The sequence below is a fragment of the Streptomyces malaysiensis subsp. malaysiensis genome, from assembly GCF_040653035.1.
Classification (GTDB): Bacteria; Actinomycetota; Actinomycetes; order Streptomycetales; family Streptomycetaceae; genus Streptomyces; species Streptomyces malaysiensis.
Genome location: NZ_JBEZNG010000029.1, coordinates 94846 through 113261, shown reverse-complemented (window position 1 = coordinate 113261; position 18416 = coordinate 94846). Strand labels below are relative to the sequence as shown.

18 protein-coding genes are annotated in these 18416 nt (G+C 71.7%); 11 read left to right on the top strand and 7 right to left on the bottom strand.

Annotation, left to right across the window (positions count from 1 at the left end; all coding sequences use genetic code 11):
* On the bottom strand, window positions 1-101 hold a 101-nt coding region (locus AB0E24_RS38405; protein ID WP_158786612.1), incomplete at its 3' end, for a biotin carboxylase N-terminal domain-containing protein.
* Between the two features lie 345 nt (window positions 102-446).
* On the opposite strand from AB0E24_RS38405, the gene AB0E24_RS38400 reads away from it, so the two are divergent.
* Complete coding sequence (locus AB0E24_RS38400; protein WP_093701423.1) at window positions 447-893, top strand: hypothetical protein; 447 nt, start codon at window positions 447-449, stop codon at window positions 891-893.
* A 113-nt stretch (window positions 894-1006) separates the two neighbouring features.
* Here the strand turns inward: AB0E24_RS38400 and AB0E24_RS38395 are convergent, their stop codons facing one another.
* From AB0E24_RS38395 to AB0E24_RS38380, 4 genes are all read right to left on the bottom strand, one after another.
* Window positions 1007-1636 (bottom strand): Maf family protein, encoded by a 630-nt coding sequence (locus tag AB0E24_RS38395; protein ID WP_359384226.1) that lies wholly within the window; start codon window positions 1634-1636, stop codon window positions 1007-1009.
* A gap of 193 nt (window positions 1637-1829) precedes the next feature.
* Window positions 1830-1961 (bottom strand): morphogenic membrane protein MmpB, encoded by a 132-nt coding sequence (gene mmpB / locus AB0E24_RS38390; protein WP_256114580.1) that lies wholly within the window; start codon window positions 1959-1961, stop codon window positions 1830-1832.
* Between the two features lie 116 nt (window positions 1962-2077).
* A complete protein-coding gene (locus AB0E24_RS38385; RefSeq protein ID WP_069873468.1) occupies window positions 2078-2284 on the bottom strand; it encodes an acyl-CoA carboxylase epsilon subunit in 207 nt (68 codons plus the stop codon).
* Between the two features lie 13 nt (window positions 2285-2297).
* The gene (locus AB0E24_RS38380; protein WP_069873466.1) at window positions 2298-3896 is read right to left on the bottom strand and encodes an acyl-CoA carboxylase subunit beta; all 1599 of its coding nucleotides are present in this window, start codon (window positions 3894-3896) and stop codon (window positions 2298-2300) included.
* Between the two features lie 232 nt (window positions 3897-4128).
* Between AB0E24_RS38380 and AB0E24_RS38375 the strand changes: the two genes are divergently transcribed.
* The 6 genes from AB0E24_RS38375 (at window position 4129) to hutH (ending at window position 12471) form a co-directional block, all read left to right on the top strand.
* Complete coding sequence (locus AB0E24_RS38375; protein WP_069873464.1) at window positions 4129-5010, top strand: biotin--[acetyl-CoA-carboxylase] ligase; 882 nt, start codon at window positions 4129-4131, stop codon at window positions 5008-5010.
* A 145-nt stretch (window positions 5011-5155) separates the two neighbouring features.
* Window positions 5156-6334, top strand: a complete 1179-nt coding sequence (locus AB0E24_RS38370) for an adenylate/guanylate cyclase domain-containing protein (RefSeq protein WP_102934887.1) — start codon at window positions 5156-5158, stop codon at window positions 6332-6334.
* 392 nt (window positions 6335-6726) lie between these two features.
* A complete protein-coding gene (locus AB0E24_RS38365; RefSeq protein WP_231981420.1) occupies window positions 6727-8064 on the top strand; it encodes a cytochrome P450 family protein in 1338 nt (445 codons plus the stop codon).
* Between the two features lie 272 nt (window positions 8065-8336).
* Window positions 8337-9131 (top strand): enoyl-CoA hydratase/isomerase family protein, encoded by a 795-nt coding sequence (locus AB0E24_RS38360; protein ID WP_069873458.1) that lies wholly within the window; start codon window positions 8337-8339, stop codon window positions 9129-9131.
* 197 nt (window positions 9132-9328) lie between these two features.
* Window positions 9329-10528 carry a GGDEF domain-containing protein gene (locus AB0E24_RS38355; protein ID WP_435865370.1) on the top strand — a complete coding sequence of 400 codons (1200 nt, stop codon included), beginning with the start codon at window positions 9329-9331 and terminating at the stop codon, window positions 10526-10528.
* A gap of 398 nt (window positions 10529-10926) precedes the next feature.
* The gene (gene hutH, locus AB0E24_RS38350) at window positions 10927-12471 is read left to right on the top strand and encodes a histidine ammonia-lyase (RefSeq protein ID WP_069873455.1); all 1545 of its coding nucleotides are present in this window, start codon (window positions 10927-10929) and stop codon (window positions 12469-12471) included.
* Between the two features lie 184 nt (window positions 12472-12655).
* Here the strand turns inward: hutH and AB0E24_RS38345 are convergent, their stop codons facing one another.
* Window positions 12656-12961, bottom strand: coding sequence for a hypothetical protein (locus AB0E24_RS38345; RefSeq protein ID WP_435865368.1), 306 nt, complete (start codon window positions 12959-12961; stop codon window positions 12656-12658).
* A 100-nt stretch (window positions 12962-13061) separates the two neighbouring features.
* Here AB0E24_RS38345 and AB0E24_RS38340 point away from each other — a divergent pair, with 100 nt between their 5' ends.
* From AB0E24_RS38340 to AB0E24_RS38330, 3 genes are all read left to right on the top strand, one after another.
* Window positions 13062-13388 (top strand): hypothetical protein, encoded by a 327-nt coding sequence (locus AB0E24_RS38340; RefSeq protein WP_167459919.1) that lies wholly within the window; start codon window positions 13062-13064, stop codon window positions 13386-13388.
* 271 nt (window positions 13389-13659) lie between these two features.
* Complete coding sequence (locus tag AB0E24_RS38335; protein ID WP_079257927.1) at window positions 13660-14937, top strand: L,D-transpeptidase; 1278 nt, start codon at window positions 13660-13662, stop codon at window positions 14935-14937.
* Between the two features lie 264 nt (window positions 14938-15201).
* Window positions 15202-15984 (top strand): VOC family protein, encoded by a 783-nt coding sequence (locus tag AB0E24_RS38330; RefSeq protein WP_359384218.1) that lies wholly within the window; start codon window positions 15202-15204, stop codon window positions 15982-15984.
* Window positions 15985-16062: 78 nt separating this feature from the next.
* Here the strand turns inward: AB0E24_RS38330 and AB0E24_RS38325 are convergent, their stop codons facing one another.
* Window positions 16063-17526 carry a DUF2079 domain-containing protein gene (locus AB0E24_RS38325; RefSeq protein WP_069873444.1) on the bottom strand — a complete coding sequence of 488 codons (1464 nt, stop codon included), beginning with the start codon at window positions 17524-17526 and terminating at the stop codon, window positions 16063-16065.
* A gap of 83 nt (window positions 17527-17609) precedes the next feature.
* Between AB0E24_RS38325 and AB0E24_RS38320 the strand changes: the two genes are divergently transcribed.
* Window positions 17610-18305 carry an HNH endonuclease family protein gene (locus AB0E24_RS38320; protein ID WP_232637958.1) on the top strand — a complete coding sequence of 232 codons (696 nt, stop codon included), beginning with the start codon at window positions 17610-17612 and terminating at the stop codon, window positions 18303-18305.
* The last annotated feature ends 111 nt before the right edge of the window (window positions 18306-18416 follow it).

The following is an 18416-nucleotide window of genomic DNA, read 5'->3' as shown; positions in this document are numbered from 1 at the left end:
GGATCGGCGTAGACGGCAACGCTCGCGATCCCGGCATCCCGGCAGGCACGGGCAACACGGACAGCGATCTCGCCACGGTTGGCGATGAGCACCTTGCGCACGATGGCTCCCTCCTTGAAACAAGCCGAGTTTAGGTACAGGCGACACCTCGCGCCGAGAAGACTCCAGGCGTGAGCTTGACCACACGGAGCGTGAACCTCGCATTGGGCGAACGGCCGAAACCCCCGTCGCTCCACGGTACGCCCGGTTTTCGGGTCCGGTGTGCCGTCCGCGATGTGGGCAAGGTCTCCGGCACACCGTGCTGCGGCGCTTCACGTTTCTTTGTGGAAACCCTACGAATGCCGGGCGGAAACTTTGCCACGGCGTTCTGCTCGTCCGCACCCCTTGTCGCGGCGCTTACCCGTTAGTAGCGTGCTTCGGCACCAACAGAGTGGAGGGGGAACGCGGTGGCGCGCAGACCAGTGGCCGCGGTGGCGGCCGTCACGCTGATGCTCGAAGCGGTCGGCATAGCGCTGCTGAACTGGATCCTCGGCCTGGTCGTGGACCGTCAGCAGATGTCCATGGGCGGTATCGACACCGACGCGATGTCCGTCGGCACCTGGGTCGCGGGCGGCCTCTTCGGCCTCTATCTGCTGGTGTGCGGAGTGGTGCTGCTGCGCACCGCCGTGCGCGATCGCGCGCCCGGCCGCCTGGCCCGCATTCTGCTCATCACCTGTGCGGTGGTGCACGGGCTGTTGGGCGCGTTCTCGGTCGGCCTGGTGGGCTGGCCGGCGTTCGCGTTCATGATGGTGGTGCTGGGGCTGATTGTGCTGACCCTCCTGGGGTACGAGGCGGAGTCGGCCGCCGGGCCCTCCGCCGAGACCGCGAGTGGAGACGCCCCCAGCCCGGCCTGATCCAGGGAAACTCCTAGCCGAAAATGCCTAGCCGGGGTCCGCCACGGGGTGTTCGGCGGACCGCGCGGGCTTGCCCCTGGACCCTGGGGGAGGGAAGCGGCCCGCCGCGGGCGTCAGGATTCGGCGGACACCACCCCTTGGTCGCTCCAGAGGTCCGTGATCCGCACGTCCAACTCGGCCAGCAGCCGGCGGAGCAGCGGCAGGGACAGCCCGATCACGTTCCCCGAGTCGCCCTCGATGCCGTCGATGAACGGCGCCGAACGGCCGTCGAGGGTGAACGCGCCCGCCACGTGCAGCGGTTCGCCACTGGCGACGTACGCTGCGATCTCCTCGTCCGTCGGCTCGCCGAAGTGGACGGTGGTGGACGCGGTGGCCGAGGCGCGGCGGCCGTTCGCCGTGTCGATCACGCAGTGTCCGGTGCGCAGCACCCCGGCCCGGCCGCGCATCGACTTCCAGCGGGCGGTGGCCTCCTCGGCGTCCGCCGGTTTGCCGAGTGCCTGCCCGTCGAGCTCCAGCACCGAGTCGCAGCCGACCACGAGGGAGCCGGCGGTCCCGGGCAGTCCGGCCACGGCGGTGGCCTTCGCCTCGGCCAGCACCCGGGCCAGCTCGGCGGGTGTCCCGGCGCTGAGCGCGTCCTCGTCCACCCCGCTGACGATCACCTTCGGCGCGAGCCCGGCCTGCCGCAGCAGCCCGAGCCGGGCGGGTGAGGCGGATGCGAGAACGAGAGTGCGCTGCGCAGTCATGCGGACCAGGGTAAGCCGCCCCCGAAACGGCCCGGCCAGGGGCCGGAGCCCGGCCATGGCCCCCTCATCCCGGCCGGATCAGGACCATGCGCCGATCACGGCCGCATGGCTCGGGAGCATGCGCTCGAAGGCCGTGTGCTTCAGGGGCAGAAGGCCGTGTGCTTCAGGGGCACATGCTTCGGGGCCGCATGCTTCAGGGCCACATGCCGAGGAGGCACATCGCCAGCAGCACGGAGACCGTCAGGACCGTGCGGGCGCGGCGGAGCATGGCCTCGGCGCGCCGCAGCTCCTCGGGCGGCTCATCGGGCGGCTCGGACCACAGCATGGAATCGATCCTGAGGCCATGGACGCCGGGGCGCCTGAGTACGCGTACTCAGGCGCCCCGGCGCGATGGTGCCATTCCGGCCTGCCGTGCTCCTCTCACGGCCTGCCGTGCTCCTCTCAAGCGGGCCAGTACGTGGTGCGCCATGCCTTGGGGCCCGGATGCGGCACCCGGCGGCTGGGGACGGTGCGGGCCGGGTCGGACCACTCCTCCGGATCGTCCTCGCTGTGCGCAGCGGCCGTGCGGGCCGCCGCGCGTGCTTGCACCACCGCCAGAGCGGCGGCCAACTCCTCGGGGGTCGGGTTGCCCCGGACAATGCGGATCATGGAACACCCTTCGCTAGAGGGGGATGTTGCCGTGCTTCTTGGGGGGCAGCGCTTCGCGCTTGTTCCGCAGCGTCCGCAGGCCGCGGACGATGTGGCGGCGGGTCTCGGAGGGCATGATCACAGCATCCACATACCCTCGCTCGGCCGCGGTATACGGATTGAGCAGGGTGTCTTCGTAGTCCGCGATCAGCTCGGCGCGGGTGGTCTCCGGGTCGTCGGAGGCGGCGATGGTGCGCCGGTGGAGGATGTTGACCGCGCCCTGGGCACCCATGACCGCGATCTGCGCGGTGGGCCAGGCCAGGTTGAGGTCGGCGCCCAGGTGTTTGGAGCCCATCACGTCGTACGCGCCGCCGAACGCCTTGCGGGTGATGACCGTGATCAGCGGGACGGTGGCCTCGGCGTAGGCGTAGATCAGCTTGGCGCCGCGCCGGATGATGCCGTTGTACTCCTGGTCGGTGCCGGGCAGGAAGCCGGGCACGTCCACGAAGGTCAGGACCGGCACGTTGAACGCGTCGCAGGTGCGTACGAAGCGTGCGGCCTTCTCGGAGGCGTCGATGTCCAGGCATCCGGCGAACTGCATCGGCTGGTTGGCCACGATGCCCACCGGGTGGCCCTCGACCCGGCCGAAGCCGGTGATGATGTTGGGCGCGAAGAGGGCCTGGGTCTCCAGGAACTCGTTGTCGTCCAGGACGTGCTCGATGGCCTTGTGCACGTCGTACGGCTGGTTCGCCGAGTCCGGGATGAGGGTGTCCATCTCCCGGTCCTCGTCCGAGACCTCCAGGTCGGCCTCGTCGGGGAAGGCCGGGGGCTGGGAGAGGTTGTTGGAGGGGAGGTAGGACAGCAGGGTCTTGACGTATTCGATGCCGTCCTTCTCGTCCCCGGCCATGTAGTGCGCGACACCGGAGGTGGTGTTGTGGGTCCGGGCGCCGCCCAGCGCCTCGAAGCCGACGTCCTCACCGGTGACCGTCTTGATCACGTCGGGGCCGGTGATGAACATATGCGAGGTCTGGTCGATCATCACCGTGAAGTCGGTGATCGCCGGGGAGTAGACCGCCCCGCCCGCGCATGGGCCCACGACCAGGCTGATCTGTGGGATCACACCGGAGGCGTGGGTGTTGCGGCGGAAGATCTCGCCGTACATGCCGAGTGAGACCACGCCCTCCTGGATGCGGGCGCCGCCGGAGTCGTTGATGCCGATGACCGGGCAGCCGGTCTTCAGCGCGAAGTCCATGACCTTGACGATCTTCTCGCCGAACACTTCCCCGAGCGCGCCGCCGAAGACCGTGAAGTCCTGGGAGAAGACGGCGACCGGGCGGCCGTCGACCGTGCCGTATCCGGTGACCACGCCGTCCCCGTAGGGGCGGTTCTGGTCGATGCCGAAGTTGGTCGAGCGGTGCCGGGCGAACTCGTCGAGTTCGGTGAAGGACCCCTCGTCCAGGAGGAGGCCGATGCGCTCGCGGGCGGTCAGCTTGCCCTTGGCGTGCTGCTTCTCCACCGCGCGCGCGGACCCCGCGTGGGTCGCCTCTTCGATGCGGCGCTGAAGGTCCGCGAGCTTCCCCGCGGTCGTGTGACGGTCTGGAATCTCGGGGGCGGTCTCCGGCTCGGTGGACATCGGGTTGCGGCTCCTGCTCGTCCTGGGGGCGGATACGGCGGACTGCTTCAGGGTCGGGGGGAAACGGGGGAAGGGTTCGGGATCGTGATCAGACGGGGCCTATGGGGGTTCCGGCGTTTTCGGACCGTTCGGCGGCTTTGCGCTGGCTGGGCTACCGGCACGTAGCGTATCGGCGGCACCGCCCGGTGGCACTGCGTCGTTGGCCACACCTCCTGACCCTAGGCTGGCCCCCATGACGCCTTCTGACACCTCAGGGAGCCCAGGTGACGGCCGCTGGTCGGACCTGGAGCGGCCACCGCTGAACGCCGCCGCGCTGCGCCGGGGGCTGGTGCGCCCCGGCGGGCTGTGGACCGAGCTCGAGGTGGTGCGGGCGACCGGCTCGACCAATACGGATCTGGTCACCCGGGCCCGGGCCGGAGCCCCCGAGGGCGCGGTGCTCATCGCCGAGGAGCAGACCGCCGGGCGCGGCCGGCTCGACCGCACCTGGACGGCCCCGGCCAGGTCCGGGCTCTTCTTCTCCATCCTGCTACGACCCGGCGGCGCCGGCGTGCCCACCGAGCGCTGGGGCTGGCTGCCGCTGCTGGCCGGGGTCGCGGCCGCCGGGGCGCTCAGCCGTACGGCGGGCGTGGACACCACCCTGAAGTGGCCGAACGACCTGCTGGTGAAGGTCGAGGGCGAGGAGCGGAAGTTCGGCGGGATCCTCGCCGAGCGGGCCGGGGACGCGGTGGTCATCGGCATGGGGCTGAACGTCTCGCTGCGCGCCGGTGAACTTCCGGTGCCCACCGCGGGGTCGCTGGCCCTGGCCGACGCGATCACCACCGACCGCGATCCGCTGCTGCGGGCCGTGCTGCGCTCGATCGCGGAGTGGTACGGGGAGTGGCGCCGCTTCGGGGGCGACCCCGGGGCGAGCGGGCTCCAGGACGCCTACGCGGCGGGCTGTGCGACCCTCGGGCGCCTGGTGCGCGCCGAGCTTCCGGGCGGCCGGGAGCGCGTCGGCGAGGCGGTCGCGATCGACCGGGACGGGCGGCTGGTTCTGGCCACCGAGGGCGGGGTTCAGGAGCCGGTCTCCGCCGGGGACATCGTGCATCTACGCTCCGTATCCAGGGAGGAATGACCCTCCCGCGCAAGAGTGAGCTACGGCACACCTGACGTATCGTGGTCGCGGTCGCTCCAGCTCGGGGCGGCTGTGGACGGGTCGAAACCCCACCGGGAAGAGGGAACGGAAGGGCAGTGCGCAGGGATCGGACAGGGGGCGGACGGTGACCGCCGACGACGCGGGTTCCGGCACGGCCGAGGAGCGCGAGGCGCACGACGCCGCCGCGCCCGACGGGGCCCTACGGGACACCGGGGCGCGGGAGAGCGCCGCCGCGGAGGCCCCCGAGGAGGACGACCAGCCGGATCCCATCGCGCTCCGGCTGGAGCAGCTGATCCTCGGCGCCGAGCGGCGCTACACCCCCTTCCAGGCGGCCCGCAGCGCGGGCGTCTCGGTCGAGCTGGCCACCCGCTTCTGGCGGGCCATGGGCTTTGCCGACATCGGCCAGGCAAAGGCGCTCACCGAGGCCGATGTGCTGGCGCTGCGGCGGCTGTCCGGTCTGGTCGAGGCCGGGCTGCTGAGCGAGCCGATGGCCATCCAGGTGGCGCGGTCCACCGGCCAGACCTCGGCCCGGCTCGCCGACTGGCAGATCGACTCGTTCCTGGAGGGGCTCACCGATCCCCAGGAGACCGGGATGACCCGGACCGAGATCGCGTATCCGCTGGTCGAGCTGTTGCTGCCGGAGCTGGAGGAGTTCCTGGTCTATGTCTACCGGCGCCAGCTCGCGGCCGCGACGGGCCGGGTGGTGCAGGCGGCGGACGACGTGGAGATGGTGGACCGGCGGCTGGCGGTCGGCTTCGCGGACCTGGTGAGCTTCACCCGGCTGACCCGCCGGCTGGAGGAGGAGGAGCTCGGCGAGCTGGTCGAGGCGTTCGAGACCACGGCCGCGGACCTGGTGGCGGCGCACGGCGGGCGGCTGATCAAGACCCTCGGCGACGAGGTGCTCTACGCGGCCGATGACGCGGGCATCGCCGCCGAGATCGCGCTGCGCCTGATCGAGACGCTGACGCATGACGAGACGATGCCCGAGCTGCGGGTCGGGATCGCGTTCGGCACGGTCACGACCCGGATGGGCGATGTCTTCGGCACCACGGTGAATCTGGCCAGCCGGCTGACGTCCATAGCGCCCAAGAACGCGGTCCTGGTGGACGGCGCGTTCGCGGAGGAGCTGAGCCGCACCGGGGAGGCCCCGGTGTCGGAGGCGGAGGCCGCGGAGGCGGCCGCCGCGGCGGAGAAGGAGGGCGAGGAGCCGCCCTCGTACCGCTTCGCGCTCCAGCCGATGTGGCAGCGGCCGGTGCGTGGTCTGGGGGTCGTGGAGCCGTGGCTGCTGAGCCGTCGCGCATGACGCCGTGCGGAGCGCGCGGGGCCGCCGCGTCCGGGTAGCTCCGGGTGGCTTCGGCTGGATCATTCCGGTGGCCGCGGCGGGATCGTTGAAGTGGGGGCGGAGCGAAGCCTGTTGGGCTAGCCTACGTGCGGCAAGATCCACTCGATGGATCCCAGGTCCTGTCGTCGAAGTAGCACCGTCCGCGACCGCCCGCGGGGTGGGCCCGGCGGTGTCCAGGAGCGCGTGTGTCACAGCTTTTCGATTCGAGTGCTCAGCGTCCGGGCGCCTTACCTCCACAGGGCTGTCCCGCCCATCCGGGGTCCGGTGCCGAACCGCTCCACGCGCCCGAGTTCGGGAGAGACCCGTTCGCGGTCTACCGGCGCCTGCGCGAGGCGCACGGTCCGCTCGCGCCGGTGGAGCTGGACCCAGGTGTCCCGGCCATGTTGTGCCTGGGGTACGACACGGCGCTGGAGATCATGCGGCGCCCCGAGACCTTCTCCAAGGACCCCCGTCACTGGCGGGCCAGGAACGAGGGCGTGCTGCCCGAGGGCAGCTATGCCCCGCACATCATCAGGCCCCGGCCGCAGGTCGACTTCGTGGACGGCGAGGAACACCGGCGGCTGCGCGGCGCGATCGAGGACACCACCGGCCGGATCGACTCCGCCGCGCTGCGGAACTATGTCGAGCGGATCGCCGACTCGCTGATCGACCAGTTCTGCGAGGCGGGCGAGGCCGAGCTGATCGGGACGTACTGCGCCCTGGTCCCGATCATGGTCAGCAGCCAGCTCTTCGGCTGCCCGCAGGAGATCATGGACCAGCTGCTGCGGGGCGTGGCGTCGTTCATCGACGGCTCGGACCCCTCGGGCGGGGACCGGACCTCCGGCGCGGCGCTGCGCGAGCTGATCGACCTCAAGCGGCGTGAGCCCGGCGCCGACATCACCTCGTGGCTGATCGCACATCCGGCGCGGCTGACCGACGAGGAGCTGATCGAGCAGCTTCTGCTGCTGATCGGGATGGTGACCGGGGTGGTGCCCGGTCTGATCGGCAACTCCCTGCGGGTGCTGCTCACCGACGAGCGGTTCTCGGGCGAGCTCATGGGCGGCAGCATGCTCGTCGAGGACGCCCTGGACGAGGTGCTGTGGACCGACCCGCCGGTGGCCAACATGGGGCTCTACTTCCCGGTCCATGACACCAACCTCGCCGGGAAGCGGCTGCGTGCCGGTGACGCCGTGATGATCAGCTTCGCGGCGACCAACCGGGACGCCCTGCTGAGGTCGCCGCACAAGCAGGGCAACCGGGCCCATCTGGCGTTCGGCGCGGGCCCCCACGCCTGCCCCGGCCGCAGCTCGGCCCGGCTGATCGCCTCCGTCGCGCTGGAGAAGCTGCTGGACCGGATCCCCGACCTCGCCCTCGCGGGGGAGATCGAGGAGCTGAAGTGGCTGTCCGGGATCTTCGTACGGGGTGTGATCACCCTGCCGGTGCGGTTCGCCCCCGTCGCCCGGCCGGGTGGCCGGCTCACCTCGGCGCCCCCCGCTCGTCCGGGCGAGCCTGACCAGCGGCAGGATCTGCCGGCGGGGGCGCCCCCGCCGCCGCCCATCCCGCCGATCTCGCTGCCGTTCGCCACCGACGCGGCCTCCGAGGGCGAGGCCCTGATGGGGCCGGGGCCGGAGCTGGAGCAGCAGGCGGAGGACCGGCAGAAGCAGCAGTCGTCCCTGCTCGGCTTCCTGAACCGGTGGCGGCGGGCCCGCTGAGCGCTCCGCGGGAGGTGCCCTGAGGTGCGGTCGATCGTCTGCGGCGCCGTCGTGGCTGGTCCCACGCGGCGGAGCCGCATATCGACACAGCCGCGGCGGAGCCGCATATCGACACGGTCCCGCGCCCCTTCGGGGCGTCGTTCGAACCGCGGCCGACTTCCGGCCGATCTGTTCAGGGCCCGTACGGGCGGCTCACAGGTTCCGCACGCCCCGGGGAGCTGGAATGATCGCGGGCAGTGGGTTCACGGTCGTTAACCGGGAGGGTGTGGGTGATGAGTGAGCAGCGGTACGGGGAGTGGGTCGCGGTCCGCAGGGACGGCTTCGTGGCCGAGCTGGTGCTGGACCGGCCCAAGGCCATGAACGCCGTCTCCTCGGAGATGGCGCGCGGTATCGCGGCGGCCTGTACGGCGCTGTCCGAGGACCGTGACGTCCGGGCCGTCGTGCTGACCTCGACCCATGAGCGGGCCTTCTGCGTCGGCGCGGACCTCAAGGAGCGCAACTCGCTCTCCGACGCCGAGATGATGCGGCACCGGCCGGTCTCCCGCGGCGCCTACACCGGGGTGCTGGAGCTGCCGGTGCCCGCCATCGCCGCGGTGCACGGCTATGCGCTGGGCGGCGGCTTCGAGCTGGCCCTGTCCTGTGACGTGATCGTCGCCGACCCCACCGCCGTGGTGGGGCTGCCCGAGGTGTCGGTCGGGGTGATCCCGGGCGGCGGCGGCACCCAGCTGCTGCCGCGCCGGGTGGGCGCCGCCCGCGCCGCCGAGCTGATCTTCTCGGCGCGCCGGGTGGCCGCCGCGGAGGCCCATGAGCTGGGCCTGGTGGACCGGCTCGTGGCGGAGGGCGAGGACCGGGCCGAGGCGCTGGAGCTGGCCCGGGGGATCGCCGCCAACTCCCCGGTCGGCGTGCGGGCCGCCAAGAAGGCGCTGCGGCTGGGGCAGGGGCTGGATCTGCGGGCCGGTCTGGAGGTCGAGGACGCGGCATGGCGGACGGTGGCCTTCTCCGGCGACCGGGCCGAGGGCGTCGCCGCGTTCAACGAGAAGCGTCCCGCGAACTGGCCGGGGGAGTAGCCGACCCGGACCGGGGAAGCCGACCGGATCCGGGGAGTGGCCCCGGATCCGGGGCGAGCGGTGTCACCGGGGTGCCGGGGGTGACCGTTCGCTCGGATACCCGGGGTGAACGGCCCGCAGCGGATTGTTCTCGACGTTCTTACGCTGGAGAGCAGAGCGAACGTATGCATGGCCGTGAGGAATGCGAGGCCGTCGTGATGGACAACGGGGTGATCGGCAGACGGCCCGGCGGGGTCGACGGACGATTGCGGGCCGTCGTGCGGCTCGCCCAGGAGATGGCGGCGGCGCACACTCCGCAGGAGGCGGTGGGCGTGGCGGCCGAGGCGGCCCGCCGCGCCCTCGACGGCGGCTTCGCGGCGATCTCGATGTGGGAGCGCGAGCGGGGGCGGCTGCGGGTCCTGGTCAACGTGGGCGAGCTGATGGCGGGCGAGGAGCCGCTGCCGGAGGACGAGTCGTATCCGGTGCACGACTTCCCGGAGATCGCCGAGTTCCTGCACGACCACTGGGCCGCGGGCGGCGAACCGCACGCCTGGGTCGAGACCGCCGAGGGCGCGGGGGCCGGCCCGGCCCCGCACGACCGCCAGGGGGCCCCGCCCAGCGGCAGCTGGGGGAGGGTGGCCGCCCTGCGGCGGCGCGGCCGCGGCAGCTGTGTGGTGGCCCCGATCGTGCTGCACGGGCGGGCGTGGGGCGAGCTGTACGTGGCCCGGGCGGTCGGACGCCCCGTCTTCGACCGCGACGACGCCGACTTCGCGACCGTGCTGGCCTCGGTGACCGCCGCCGGGCTGGCCCAGACCGAACGGCTGGAGGAGGCCCGCCGCCTCGCCTTCACCGACCCGCTGACCGGCCTCGGCAACCGCCGCGCGGTGGACATACGGCTGGACGAGGCGCTGGAGGCGTATCACGCGGACGGCACCGTGGTGAGCCTGGTCGTCTGCGACCTCAACGGCCTCAAACGGGTCAACGACACCCTCGGCCACGCGGTCGGCGATCGCCTGCTGGAACGATTCGGCTCATTGTTGTCCATATGTGGCGCGATGCTGCCGGGGGCGCTGGTGGCCCGGCTGGGTGGCGACGAGTTCTGTCTGCTGGGGGTCGGGCCCCCGGCGGACGAGGTGGTCCGGGTCGCCGACGAGCTGTGCCGGCGGGCCGCCGAGCTGGAGATGGGCGAGGGTGTCGCCTGTGGCATCGCCTCCACCGGCGATCCGATCGGGCCCGTACCGTCCGCCCGCCGCCTCTTCCGCCTGGCGGACGCGGCCCAGTACCGGGCCAAGGCGGCCCGCTCGCCCAAGCCGGTCGTGGCGGGCCGCGAGGGTGGGCCCGAGGACCCGGTGATCCGGCTGGCCGACACGTCTTCCGCGCGTCCGCCGGAGCGGCGGCGCTTCCGGGGGCGCCGCTGATGGCGGCCCCCCCCACGGCCGGGGGGGGCCGGGGCCTTGCCCCGGGCCCCGCTCCTCAAGCGCCGGAGGGGCTGAAGCGGGGGCTCCCGCCGGACCCCAGGGTGGGGCTTCGCCCCGGGCTGAGCGTTCCGCTGTAGTGCCCCTGACGTGTCGTTGATTCTCTGCGGCGCCGTTGTGGCTGGTCGCGCGCACGCGGCGGAGCCGCACATCGACACAGCCCCGCGCCCCTTCGGGGCCCTGCCGGGCCGTAGCCGGGTTTCACCGTGTGCCTGGGGCCCGTTCAGGCTCTCCGGCGGTTGAGGAGTGGGGGCCGGGGCGGGGTCCCGGTTCGGGGAGGGGCGGGGTGGGGAAGGCCGCCGGGGTGACACTTGGCGATTCACTCTCTAGGGTGCCTGAATATGGATATGCACACTGTGGTGGTGGGTACCTCCGGAACAACCGCCGACGACGTCATCGCCGTGGCCCGCGGCGCCGCGCGCATCGAGATCTCCGAGGCGGCGCTGGAGGCCGTCGCCGCGGCACGGCAGGTGATCGACGATCTCGCCGCCAAGCCCGAGCCCGTCTACGGCGTCTCCACCGGCTTCGGCGCGCTGGCCGTACGCCATATCAGCCCCGAGCTGCGCGCCCAGCTCCAGCGCAACATCGTCCGCTCGCACGCCGCCGGCATGGGCGAGCGGGTCGAGCGCGAGGTGGTGCGGGCGCTGATGTTCCTGCGGATGAAGACGCTCGCTTCCGGCCATACCGGGGTCCGGCCCGTCGTGGTCCGGACGATGGCCGCGCTCCTCAATGCGGGGATCACCCCCGTGGTGCGTGAATACGGTTCGCTGGGCTGCTCCGGCGACCTCGCGCCGCTGTCCCACTGCGCGCTGACCCTGATGGGCGAGGGCGAGGCCGAGGGGCCCGACGGGGCGGTGCGCCCGGCGGCCGAGCTGCTGGCCGAGCACGGTATCGAGCCGGTCGAGCTCCGCGAGAAGGAGGGGCTCGCGCTGCTCAACGGCACGGACGGGATGCTGGGCATGCTGATCATGGCCTGTGCCGATCTCGCCCGGCTGTTCACCGTCGCCGATGTGACCGCCGCCCTCTCGCTGGAGGCGCTGCTCGGCACGGACCGCGTCCTCGCGCCCGAGCTCCACGCGATCCGCCCCCACCCGGGGCAGGCCGCGAGCGCCGCCAACATGCTGCGGGTGCTGGAGGGTTCGGGGCTCACCGGGCACCACCAGGACGACGCGCCGCGGGTTCAGGACGCGTACTCGATCCGCTGTGCACCGCAGGTCGCGGGCGCGGGCCGGGACACGCTCGCGCACGCCCGGCTGGTCGCCGAGCGCGAGCTGGCCTCCGCCGTGGACAACCCCGTGGTGCTGCCGGACGGGCGGGTGGAGTCCAACGGCAACTTCCACGGCGCGCCGGTGGCGTACGTCCTGGACTTCCTGGCCATCGCCGCGGCCGACCTCGCCTCGATCGCCGAGCGCCGTACCGACCGGCTGCTGGACAAGAACCGCTCCCACGGTCTGCCGCCCTTCCTGGCCGGCGACCCGGGCGTGGACTCCGGGCTGATGATCGCCCAGTACACCCAGGCGGCGCTGGTGAGCGAGATGAAGCGGCTGGCGGTGCCCGCCTCGGTCGACTCCATCCCGTCCTCCGCGATGCAGGAGGACCATGTCTCGATGGGCTGGTCGGCGGCGCGCAAGCTGCGTACGGCGGTGGACAGCCTGGCCCGCGTCCTGGCCGTCGAGCTGGTCGCCGCCACCCGCGCCATCGAGCTGCGCGCGGGGCTGGAGCCCGCGCCCGCGAGCCGGGCGGTGCTGACGGCGGTGCGCCGGGCGGGCGTCGAGGGACCGGGCGAGGACCGCTATCTGGCGCCGGACTTGGCGGCGGCGGACGCGTTCGTACGATCCGGAGAGCTGATCGGGGCCGTGGAGTCGGTGACGGGTCCCCTGGACTGAACGGGGCGGGCGCCGGTACACCTCTCCGGGTGGGACCGAGCGGATCGGTGGACGTCGGCCGTGGTTCGGAAGGCGCCCTGAAGGAAGGGGCGCTGGGCCGTGTCGATGTGCGGCTCCGCCGCGACCGGCCACGGACGCTGCCGCGGATGGTCGACGGCAGGTCAGGGCCCTTCCGGCGGAGCGCTCAGTACGCTTCCGGGCGGGTGCGCCGCACGGAGGCGGTCACCATGGCGACGCCCAGGCCCAGGAAGGCCGTGCCGCCGAAGAGATACGGGGTGATGTCCACGCTGCCGGTGTCGGCCAGATCCCCGTCGGGCACGGCCTCGGTCCTGGGCCCGGCCCCGGTCGAACTCCCGGGCGTCTGCGAGGTCGCCGATGACGACCCAGGGTCCTCGACCGTGGCGTTGGCGGACGGGACGAACCACAGGGCGCACAGCAGCGAACCGGCAGCGGCGGCGGTCAGCAGCGGTCGGCGTGCGGACAACGGCATCCTCCTTGAGGCTGCGGCAATTTGACCCCGTGCGCCCGATCGTAGTGACAACTGCGGGTCGTGCGGAAGCGAGACGGGTTGGACCCCTAACCTCCGTCGCATGACGAGTACCGAGACATCACGGTTTGTCCGTCTTCGCGTGGACCTTGTGGTGGAGATCGCCGATCCGGACCAGCTGCGGCGGGCGACGTACGAGCAGATCGACGGCGATGAGTCCTTGGCCGAGGAGGAACGGGGCCACGCACGCCGCATGGTGGAGTCGGACGAGGCCGAGGCGCTGGCCTATCTGGTCGAGCCGTTCGAGCTGGTGGAGGAGGTGCCCGGGGTCGAACTGGTTCAGGCGTCCTGGAGCAGCGAGCATGTCGACTACGATCCTCGCGCCGCCGAGTGGTCAGGGGCCTTCGTCGATCTGGACGAGGACGATTGAGGGCAACGGAGGGCAACTGAGGGCAGCCGAGGACGAATGGGACGGCCGGGACGGTCGGTCGGCATCGGTCACCAGCCATCAGTCGGTACTTCGAGCGGTCACGACGGCGGAGCCGTACGGGTCCGGGTACCGGAGGGACTTAGGCTTGGGCCATGCCTTTGCTAAGTGGCCTTGCACACAGTTTTACTGTGCGTGGAACCGGCCAAAAGGTACAGGCGTTCTTGTCAGGCAGGTCCGGGGTTTCTGGGGTCCAGATCAAGATCCAGGTCAAATGGAGAAGCGTGTGATGACGGACGGCAAGCGCCGTAAGGGGCTGGTGGCCGTGGCCGCCGTGCTCGGCGGCGTACTCACTCTCGCCGCGTGCGGTGGGGATGGCGGCGGCGACGACGCCAAGAACGACGGGCACAAGTCGCAGTCGGAGGTCGACGAGGCGGCCGCCAAGGACGCGTCGGACGCCCACATCAAGATCACGCCGAAGGCCGGTGCGACGAACGCGGGCATCAACAGTGACACCAAGGTCACGGTCAGCGGGGGCAAGCTCTCCTCCGTCACGATGACGTCCGCGGCGACCGGCAACACCGTGGCCGGGACCATATCGGCCGACAAGACGTCCTGGAAGCCGAGCGGGCAGCTGGAGCGGTCCACCCAGTACAAGATCACGGCGTCCGCCGAGGACTCCAAGGGCCGTAAGGCGACCGAGAACTCGTCCTTCACCACCGTCTCGCCCGCCAACAGCTTCATCGGCAACTTCACGCCGGAGGAGGGCTCCACCGTCGGTGTGGGCATGCCGGTGTCCATCCGGTTCGACAAGGCGGTGACCAACAAGAAGGACGTCGAGTCGCACATCAAGGTCACCTCCAGCAGCGGCCAGCAGGTGGTCGGCCACTGGTTCGGCGGCAACCGGCTCGACCTGCGCCCGCAGGACTACTGGAAGGCGGGCTCGACCGTCTCCCTGAAGCTGGACCTGGACGGCGTCGAGGCGTCGCCCGGTGTCAAGGGCGTCCAGGAGAAGACCGTCAACTTCAAGATCGGCCACTCCCAGGTCTCCACGGTCGACGCCGAGTCGAAGGAGATGAAGGTCGTCCGCGACGGCAAGCTGCTGAAGACCATCAAGATCTCGGCCGGCAGCCCCGAGAACACGACCTACAACGGTCAGATGGTGATCTCCGAGAAGTTCAAGGAGACCCGGATGAACGGTGCGACGGTCGGCTTCACGGACGACGACGGCAAGGGCGAGTACGACATCAAGGACGTGCCGCACGCGATGCGGCTGTCCACCTCGGGCACCTTCATCCACGGCAACTACTGGGGCGCCAAGTCCATCTTCGGCAACGTCAACACCAGCCACGGCTGTGTGGGTCTGTCGGACACCAAGGGCGCGGGCGACCCCAAGACGGACGGCGCCTGGTTCTACGACAACTCCCAGGTCGGTGACGTCGTCATCGTGAAGAACTCCAAGGACAAGACCGTCCAGCCGGACAACGGCCTCAACGGATGGAACATGGACTGGAACCAGTGGGTGGCCGGAAGCGCCGTCGGCGGCGCCTGACACACCCTCACCCTCACCACCGCCGGGCGGCGGTCGGCCTTCGGGCCGGCCGCCGCCCGGCGGTTTGACGTGGGGGACGCGGCGGGTGCGACCACGATGGATCCGGGAGCGGCTGGAGAGCCGGGTGACGGCCTGTCCATGGGCGGGTGCGCGCGGTGGCCGTCCCCGCCGAGTGGCGTGACGGCCCGGCCGGAGGAGAATGGGCCATGGGGGCATCCCGTACCGGCCGCGTACGGCCGGAAGTGGCGATACGGAGGCGGCCCCATGCCCGAAGTCACGTCCTATCAGCCCGGAACGCCCTGCTGGATCGATCTGATGGTCCCCGACCAGCGGGCCGCCCTGGACTTCTACTCCGGGCTGTTCGGCTGGGAGGGAGAGGTCGGCCCCGCGGAGGCCGGGGGCTACGCCATGTGCACCCTGCGGGGCAAGCCCGTCGCGGGTGTCATGTCCGCACAGTCGGTGGGCGAGGAGGCACCGCCGCCGACGGTCTGGACCACCTACTTCTGCTCCGCCGACGCCCAGGCCACCTCGGAGGCCGTCAGCCGGGCCGGGGGCACCGTGCTGCTGCCGGTCATGGAGGTGATGGACCTCGGGCGGATGCTGGTGGCCGCCGACCCGCTGGGCGCCGTCTTCGGCGTCTGGCAGCCGCTCGGCTTCTCCGGCGCGGGTCTCGTCAACGAGCCGGGCACGCTGATCTGGAACGAGCTCAACACCACCGACCGGGAGGCGGCTTCGGCCTTCTACGCGGAGGCGCTGGGTCTGGAGTCGACCCCGATGGAGGGCGCCGAGGGCTACTTCGGGATCTCCGTGGACGGCCGTACGGTCGGCGGGCTCCAGCCGCTGCGGGAGGGGATGCCGCCGGAGGTGCCCCCGCACTGGCTGGTCTACTTCGCCGTGGAGGACGCCGACCGCGTCTCGGCGAAGGTGTCCGCCGCGGGCGGTACGGTCCTGCGCCCGCCGTACGACATGGTCGCGGGCCGGATGTCGGTGGTGAGGGACCCTCAGGGGGCGCCGTTCGCCCTCATCGAGCCGAGGCCCATGAGCTGAGCCGCGGGCCGCGGCTGAACCGGCGCAGAGCCCCGCTCAACGGCTTCAGGACCCCGCTCGGCGGCTCCTGGACCCCGCTCAGCCCCGCTTGAGGACGAAGTAGCCGGAGGTGGAGCCGAGGGGCGTGTAGGGCGTGCCCGGGTGGAGCTGCCCCGCGTAGTCGAGCACCTGTCGCTCGGTGCGCTCCGGCGGCTCCTGGAGGGCTATGTAGTCCGGCTGTATGTCCCGTGTGGCGCCGACCCACAGCACCCGGCAGCGGCTGGTGAGCCGGCTTATCGGCCCGACGTTGGCCTCCACCGTCGCCCCGTCCGGGATCCGGTCAAGCAGCCGCTCCACCGCGCGGGTCTGCGACGGCCTGTCGTACGTGGCGCCCTGGGTGAGGCCGTACAGGGGCATCGAGGACGACAGCGCCAGGGCCGCCCCGCACACCGCGGCGGGCAGCTGGCGGGCGTACGAGGCGAGCCAGGGCCGGTGGGTGTCGCGGACCCGGTCCAGGGCGTCCACCAGGGCCAGCAGGACGACCGGCATCAGCACCGCGCTGTAGTGCCAGTCCGTGCCCCAGTAGTGGTCGTCGTGGGAGAGGAAGCGCCAGCCGAGGGTGGGCACGGCGGCCAGCAGCAGCGGGGAGCGCAGCGCCAGCAGACCCGTGGTCGGCAGCAGGATCCACAGCAGGGTGCGCAGCGCGGTGGCGAAGGGGATGGTGCCGGTCTGCTCACCGCCGCTGCCGACCTTGTCCCAATAGTCGTACGAACCCCCGCCGTTGAAGCCGGGGATGACCACGCCGAGCGCGAGCGCCGAGACCACCACGCCGAAGCCCATCAGCGCGACGGCGAGCGGGACGGCGCGGTGGCCGCGCTCGGGGTCGCGCCGGGCGCGGAGCCAGATGACCGCGCCGATCGCGGCCACCGTGGCGCCCATGTCCTCCTTGACGAAGACCAGCGGGGCGGCCCACAGCATCGCCGGGTACCAGCGCCCGCGGATCACCGCCTCCAGGGAGAAGGCGATGAGCGGTACGGCGAAGCAGATCTCGTGGAAGTCGAAGTCCACGGCGCGCTGGACGCCCCAGGACACCCCGTAGGCGATGCCGATCGCGAGCCCCCGGCCGCGGCCCAGCAGCCGGGCGGCGACGCGGGTGACGGGGACGGCGGAGACGGCGAACAGCGCCGCCTGCGCGACGAGCAGGGTGACCGGGCCGGGGAAGAGCCGGTAGACGGGGCCGAGCAGCGCCGTGATGGGGCTGAAGTGGTCGCCGAGGATATTGGCGCCGGGGCCCTTGAGGTCGGCTATGGGGGCCTGGAAGTGCGCGTACGCCCGTATCGCCTGCTCGAAGATGCCCAGGTCCCAGGACATGGTGGCCATGCGGCGGTAGCGGCAGACCGACAGCGCCGTGAAGGCGGCGAAGAGGGCGAGGGCCAGCCAGTACGGATCGGCCCGCGGATGCCGCAGTACGCCTGCCCTCGTGAGAAGCCGGGTACGCCCCGTGGTGACGGCGGTCGCCCCCTCGGCGCCGGTGCCGGGCGGGGCGGTTGCGGCCGTGTCCATCCAGGGTCCTTATCGTGTGGGCGGTCTGTGCGAAAAGATACGCGAAGGGGGCGGGAAGGTTGCAGGGACGGTTTCGCATACCGATGCGGGGTTCTGCGGCGGTGCTGGCCGCGTTGCTGGCGGTCGGCGGCTGCAAGGCCGGTGACCAGGACGGCAAGGCCGGGGAGAAGGGCGGGGGCGGTACGAGCGGGCCCGCGGTGTCCGGATCGGCCCTCTCCGCTGTGGCCTCGCTCACAGTCAAGGGGCGTGCGCCGAAGACGGGTTATGAGCGCGATGAGTTCGGCAGCTCGTGGGTGGACACCGACGACAACGGCTGCGGGACCCGCGACGACATCCTCAAGCGGGACCTGAAGGACGTGAAGTTCCGCGACGGCCACTGCCTGGTCGCCTCGGGCACGCTCACCGACGATCCGTACACCGGCCGCGATGTGCGGTTCGTCCGGGGCCGCAGCAAGGTGGACATCGACCACGTGGTCGCGCTGTCGGACGCCTGGCAGAAGGGCGCCCTGAAGTGGGACCGGGACAAACGCGTGGCGTTCGCCAACGATCCGCTCAACCTGATCGCCGTGGACGCCTCCGCCAACCGCCGTAAGGGCGACGGCGACGCGGCGACCTGGCTGCCGCCCAACACGGCGTACCGCTGCGACTATGTGGCGCGTCAGGTGGCGGTGAAGAAGGTGTACGGGCTGTGGGTGACCGGGGCGGAGAAGGCCGCGATGCGGCGGGTGTTGGGCGGCTGCCCCACCTTGAAACTGCCCGCGCGCACCGGCGGCCGGTAGGCCCTGCCGGGTGGACGGCGGCCGGAGGCTGACCAAGACCGTGGTGAATCGTTGTCCAGGCAGTGGCCTAGGCCGCGCCGACTCCATACCATCGATCAACGCCAGATCGTT

Coding starts and splice junctions, on each gene's coding strand:
- AB0E24_RS38345 (WP_435865368.1), bottom strand. CDS start 12,961: ATGCCGTTGTCCGCACGCCGACCGCTGCTGACCGCCGCCGCTGCCGGT.
- mmpB (WP_256114580.1), bottom strand. CDS start 1,961: ATGCTGTGGTCCGAGCCGCCCGATGAGCCGCCCGAGGAGCTGCGGCGC.
- AB0E24_RS38320 (WP_232637958.1), top strand. CDS start 17,610: ATGCGGGGTTCTGCGGCGGTGCTGGCCGCGTTGCTGGCGGTCGGCGGC.
- AB0E24_RS38325 (WP_069873444.1), bottom strand. CDS start 17,526: ATGGACACGGCCGCAACCGCCCCGCCCGGCACCGGCGCCGAGGGGGCG.
- AB0E24_RS38355 (WP_435865370.1), top strand. CDS start 9,329: ATGGACAACGGGGTGATCGGCAGACGGCCCGGCGGGGTCGACGGACGA.
- AB0E24_RS38330 (WP_359384218.1), top strand. CDS start 15,202: ATGCCCGAAGTCACGTCCTATCAGCCCGGAACGCCCTGCTGGATCGAT.
- AB0E24_RS38335 (WP_079257927.1), top strand. CDS start 13,660: ATGGAGAAGCGTGTGATGACGGACGGCAAGCGCCGTAAGGGGCTGGTG.
- AB0E24_RS38395 (WP_359384226.1), bottom strand. CDS start 1,636: ATGACTGCGCAGCGCACTCTCGTTCTCGCATCCGCCTCACCCGCCCGG.
- AB0E24_RS38375 (WP_069873464.1), top strand. CDS start 4,129: ATGACGCCTTCTGACACCTCAGGGAGCCCAGGTGACGGCCGCTGGTCG.
- AB0E24_RS38380 (WP_069873466.1), bottom strand. CDS start 3,896: ATGTCCACCGAGCCGGAGACCGCCCCCGAGATTCCAGACCGTCACACG.
- AB0E24_RS38385 (WP_069873468.1), bottom strand. CDS start 2,284: ATGATCCGCATTGTCCGGGGCAACCCGACCCCCGAGGAGTTGGCCGCC.
- hutH (WP_069873455.1), top strand. CDS start 10,927: ATGGATATGCACACTGTGGTGGTGGGTACCTCCGGAACAACCGCCGAC.
- AB0E24_RS38360 (WP_069873458.1), top strand. CDS start 8,337: ATGAGTGAGCAGCGGTACGGGGAGTGGGTCGCGGTCCGCAGGGACGGC.
- AB0E24_RS38340 (WP_167459919.1), top strand. CDS start 13,062: ATGACGAGTACCGAGACATCACGGTTTGTCCGTCTTCGCGTGGACCTT.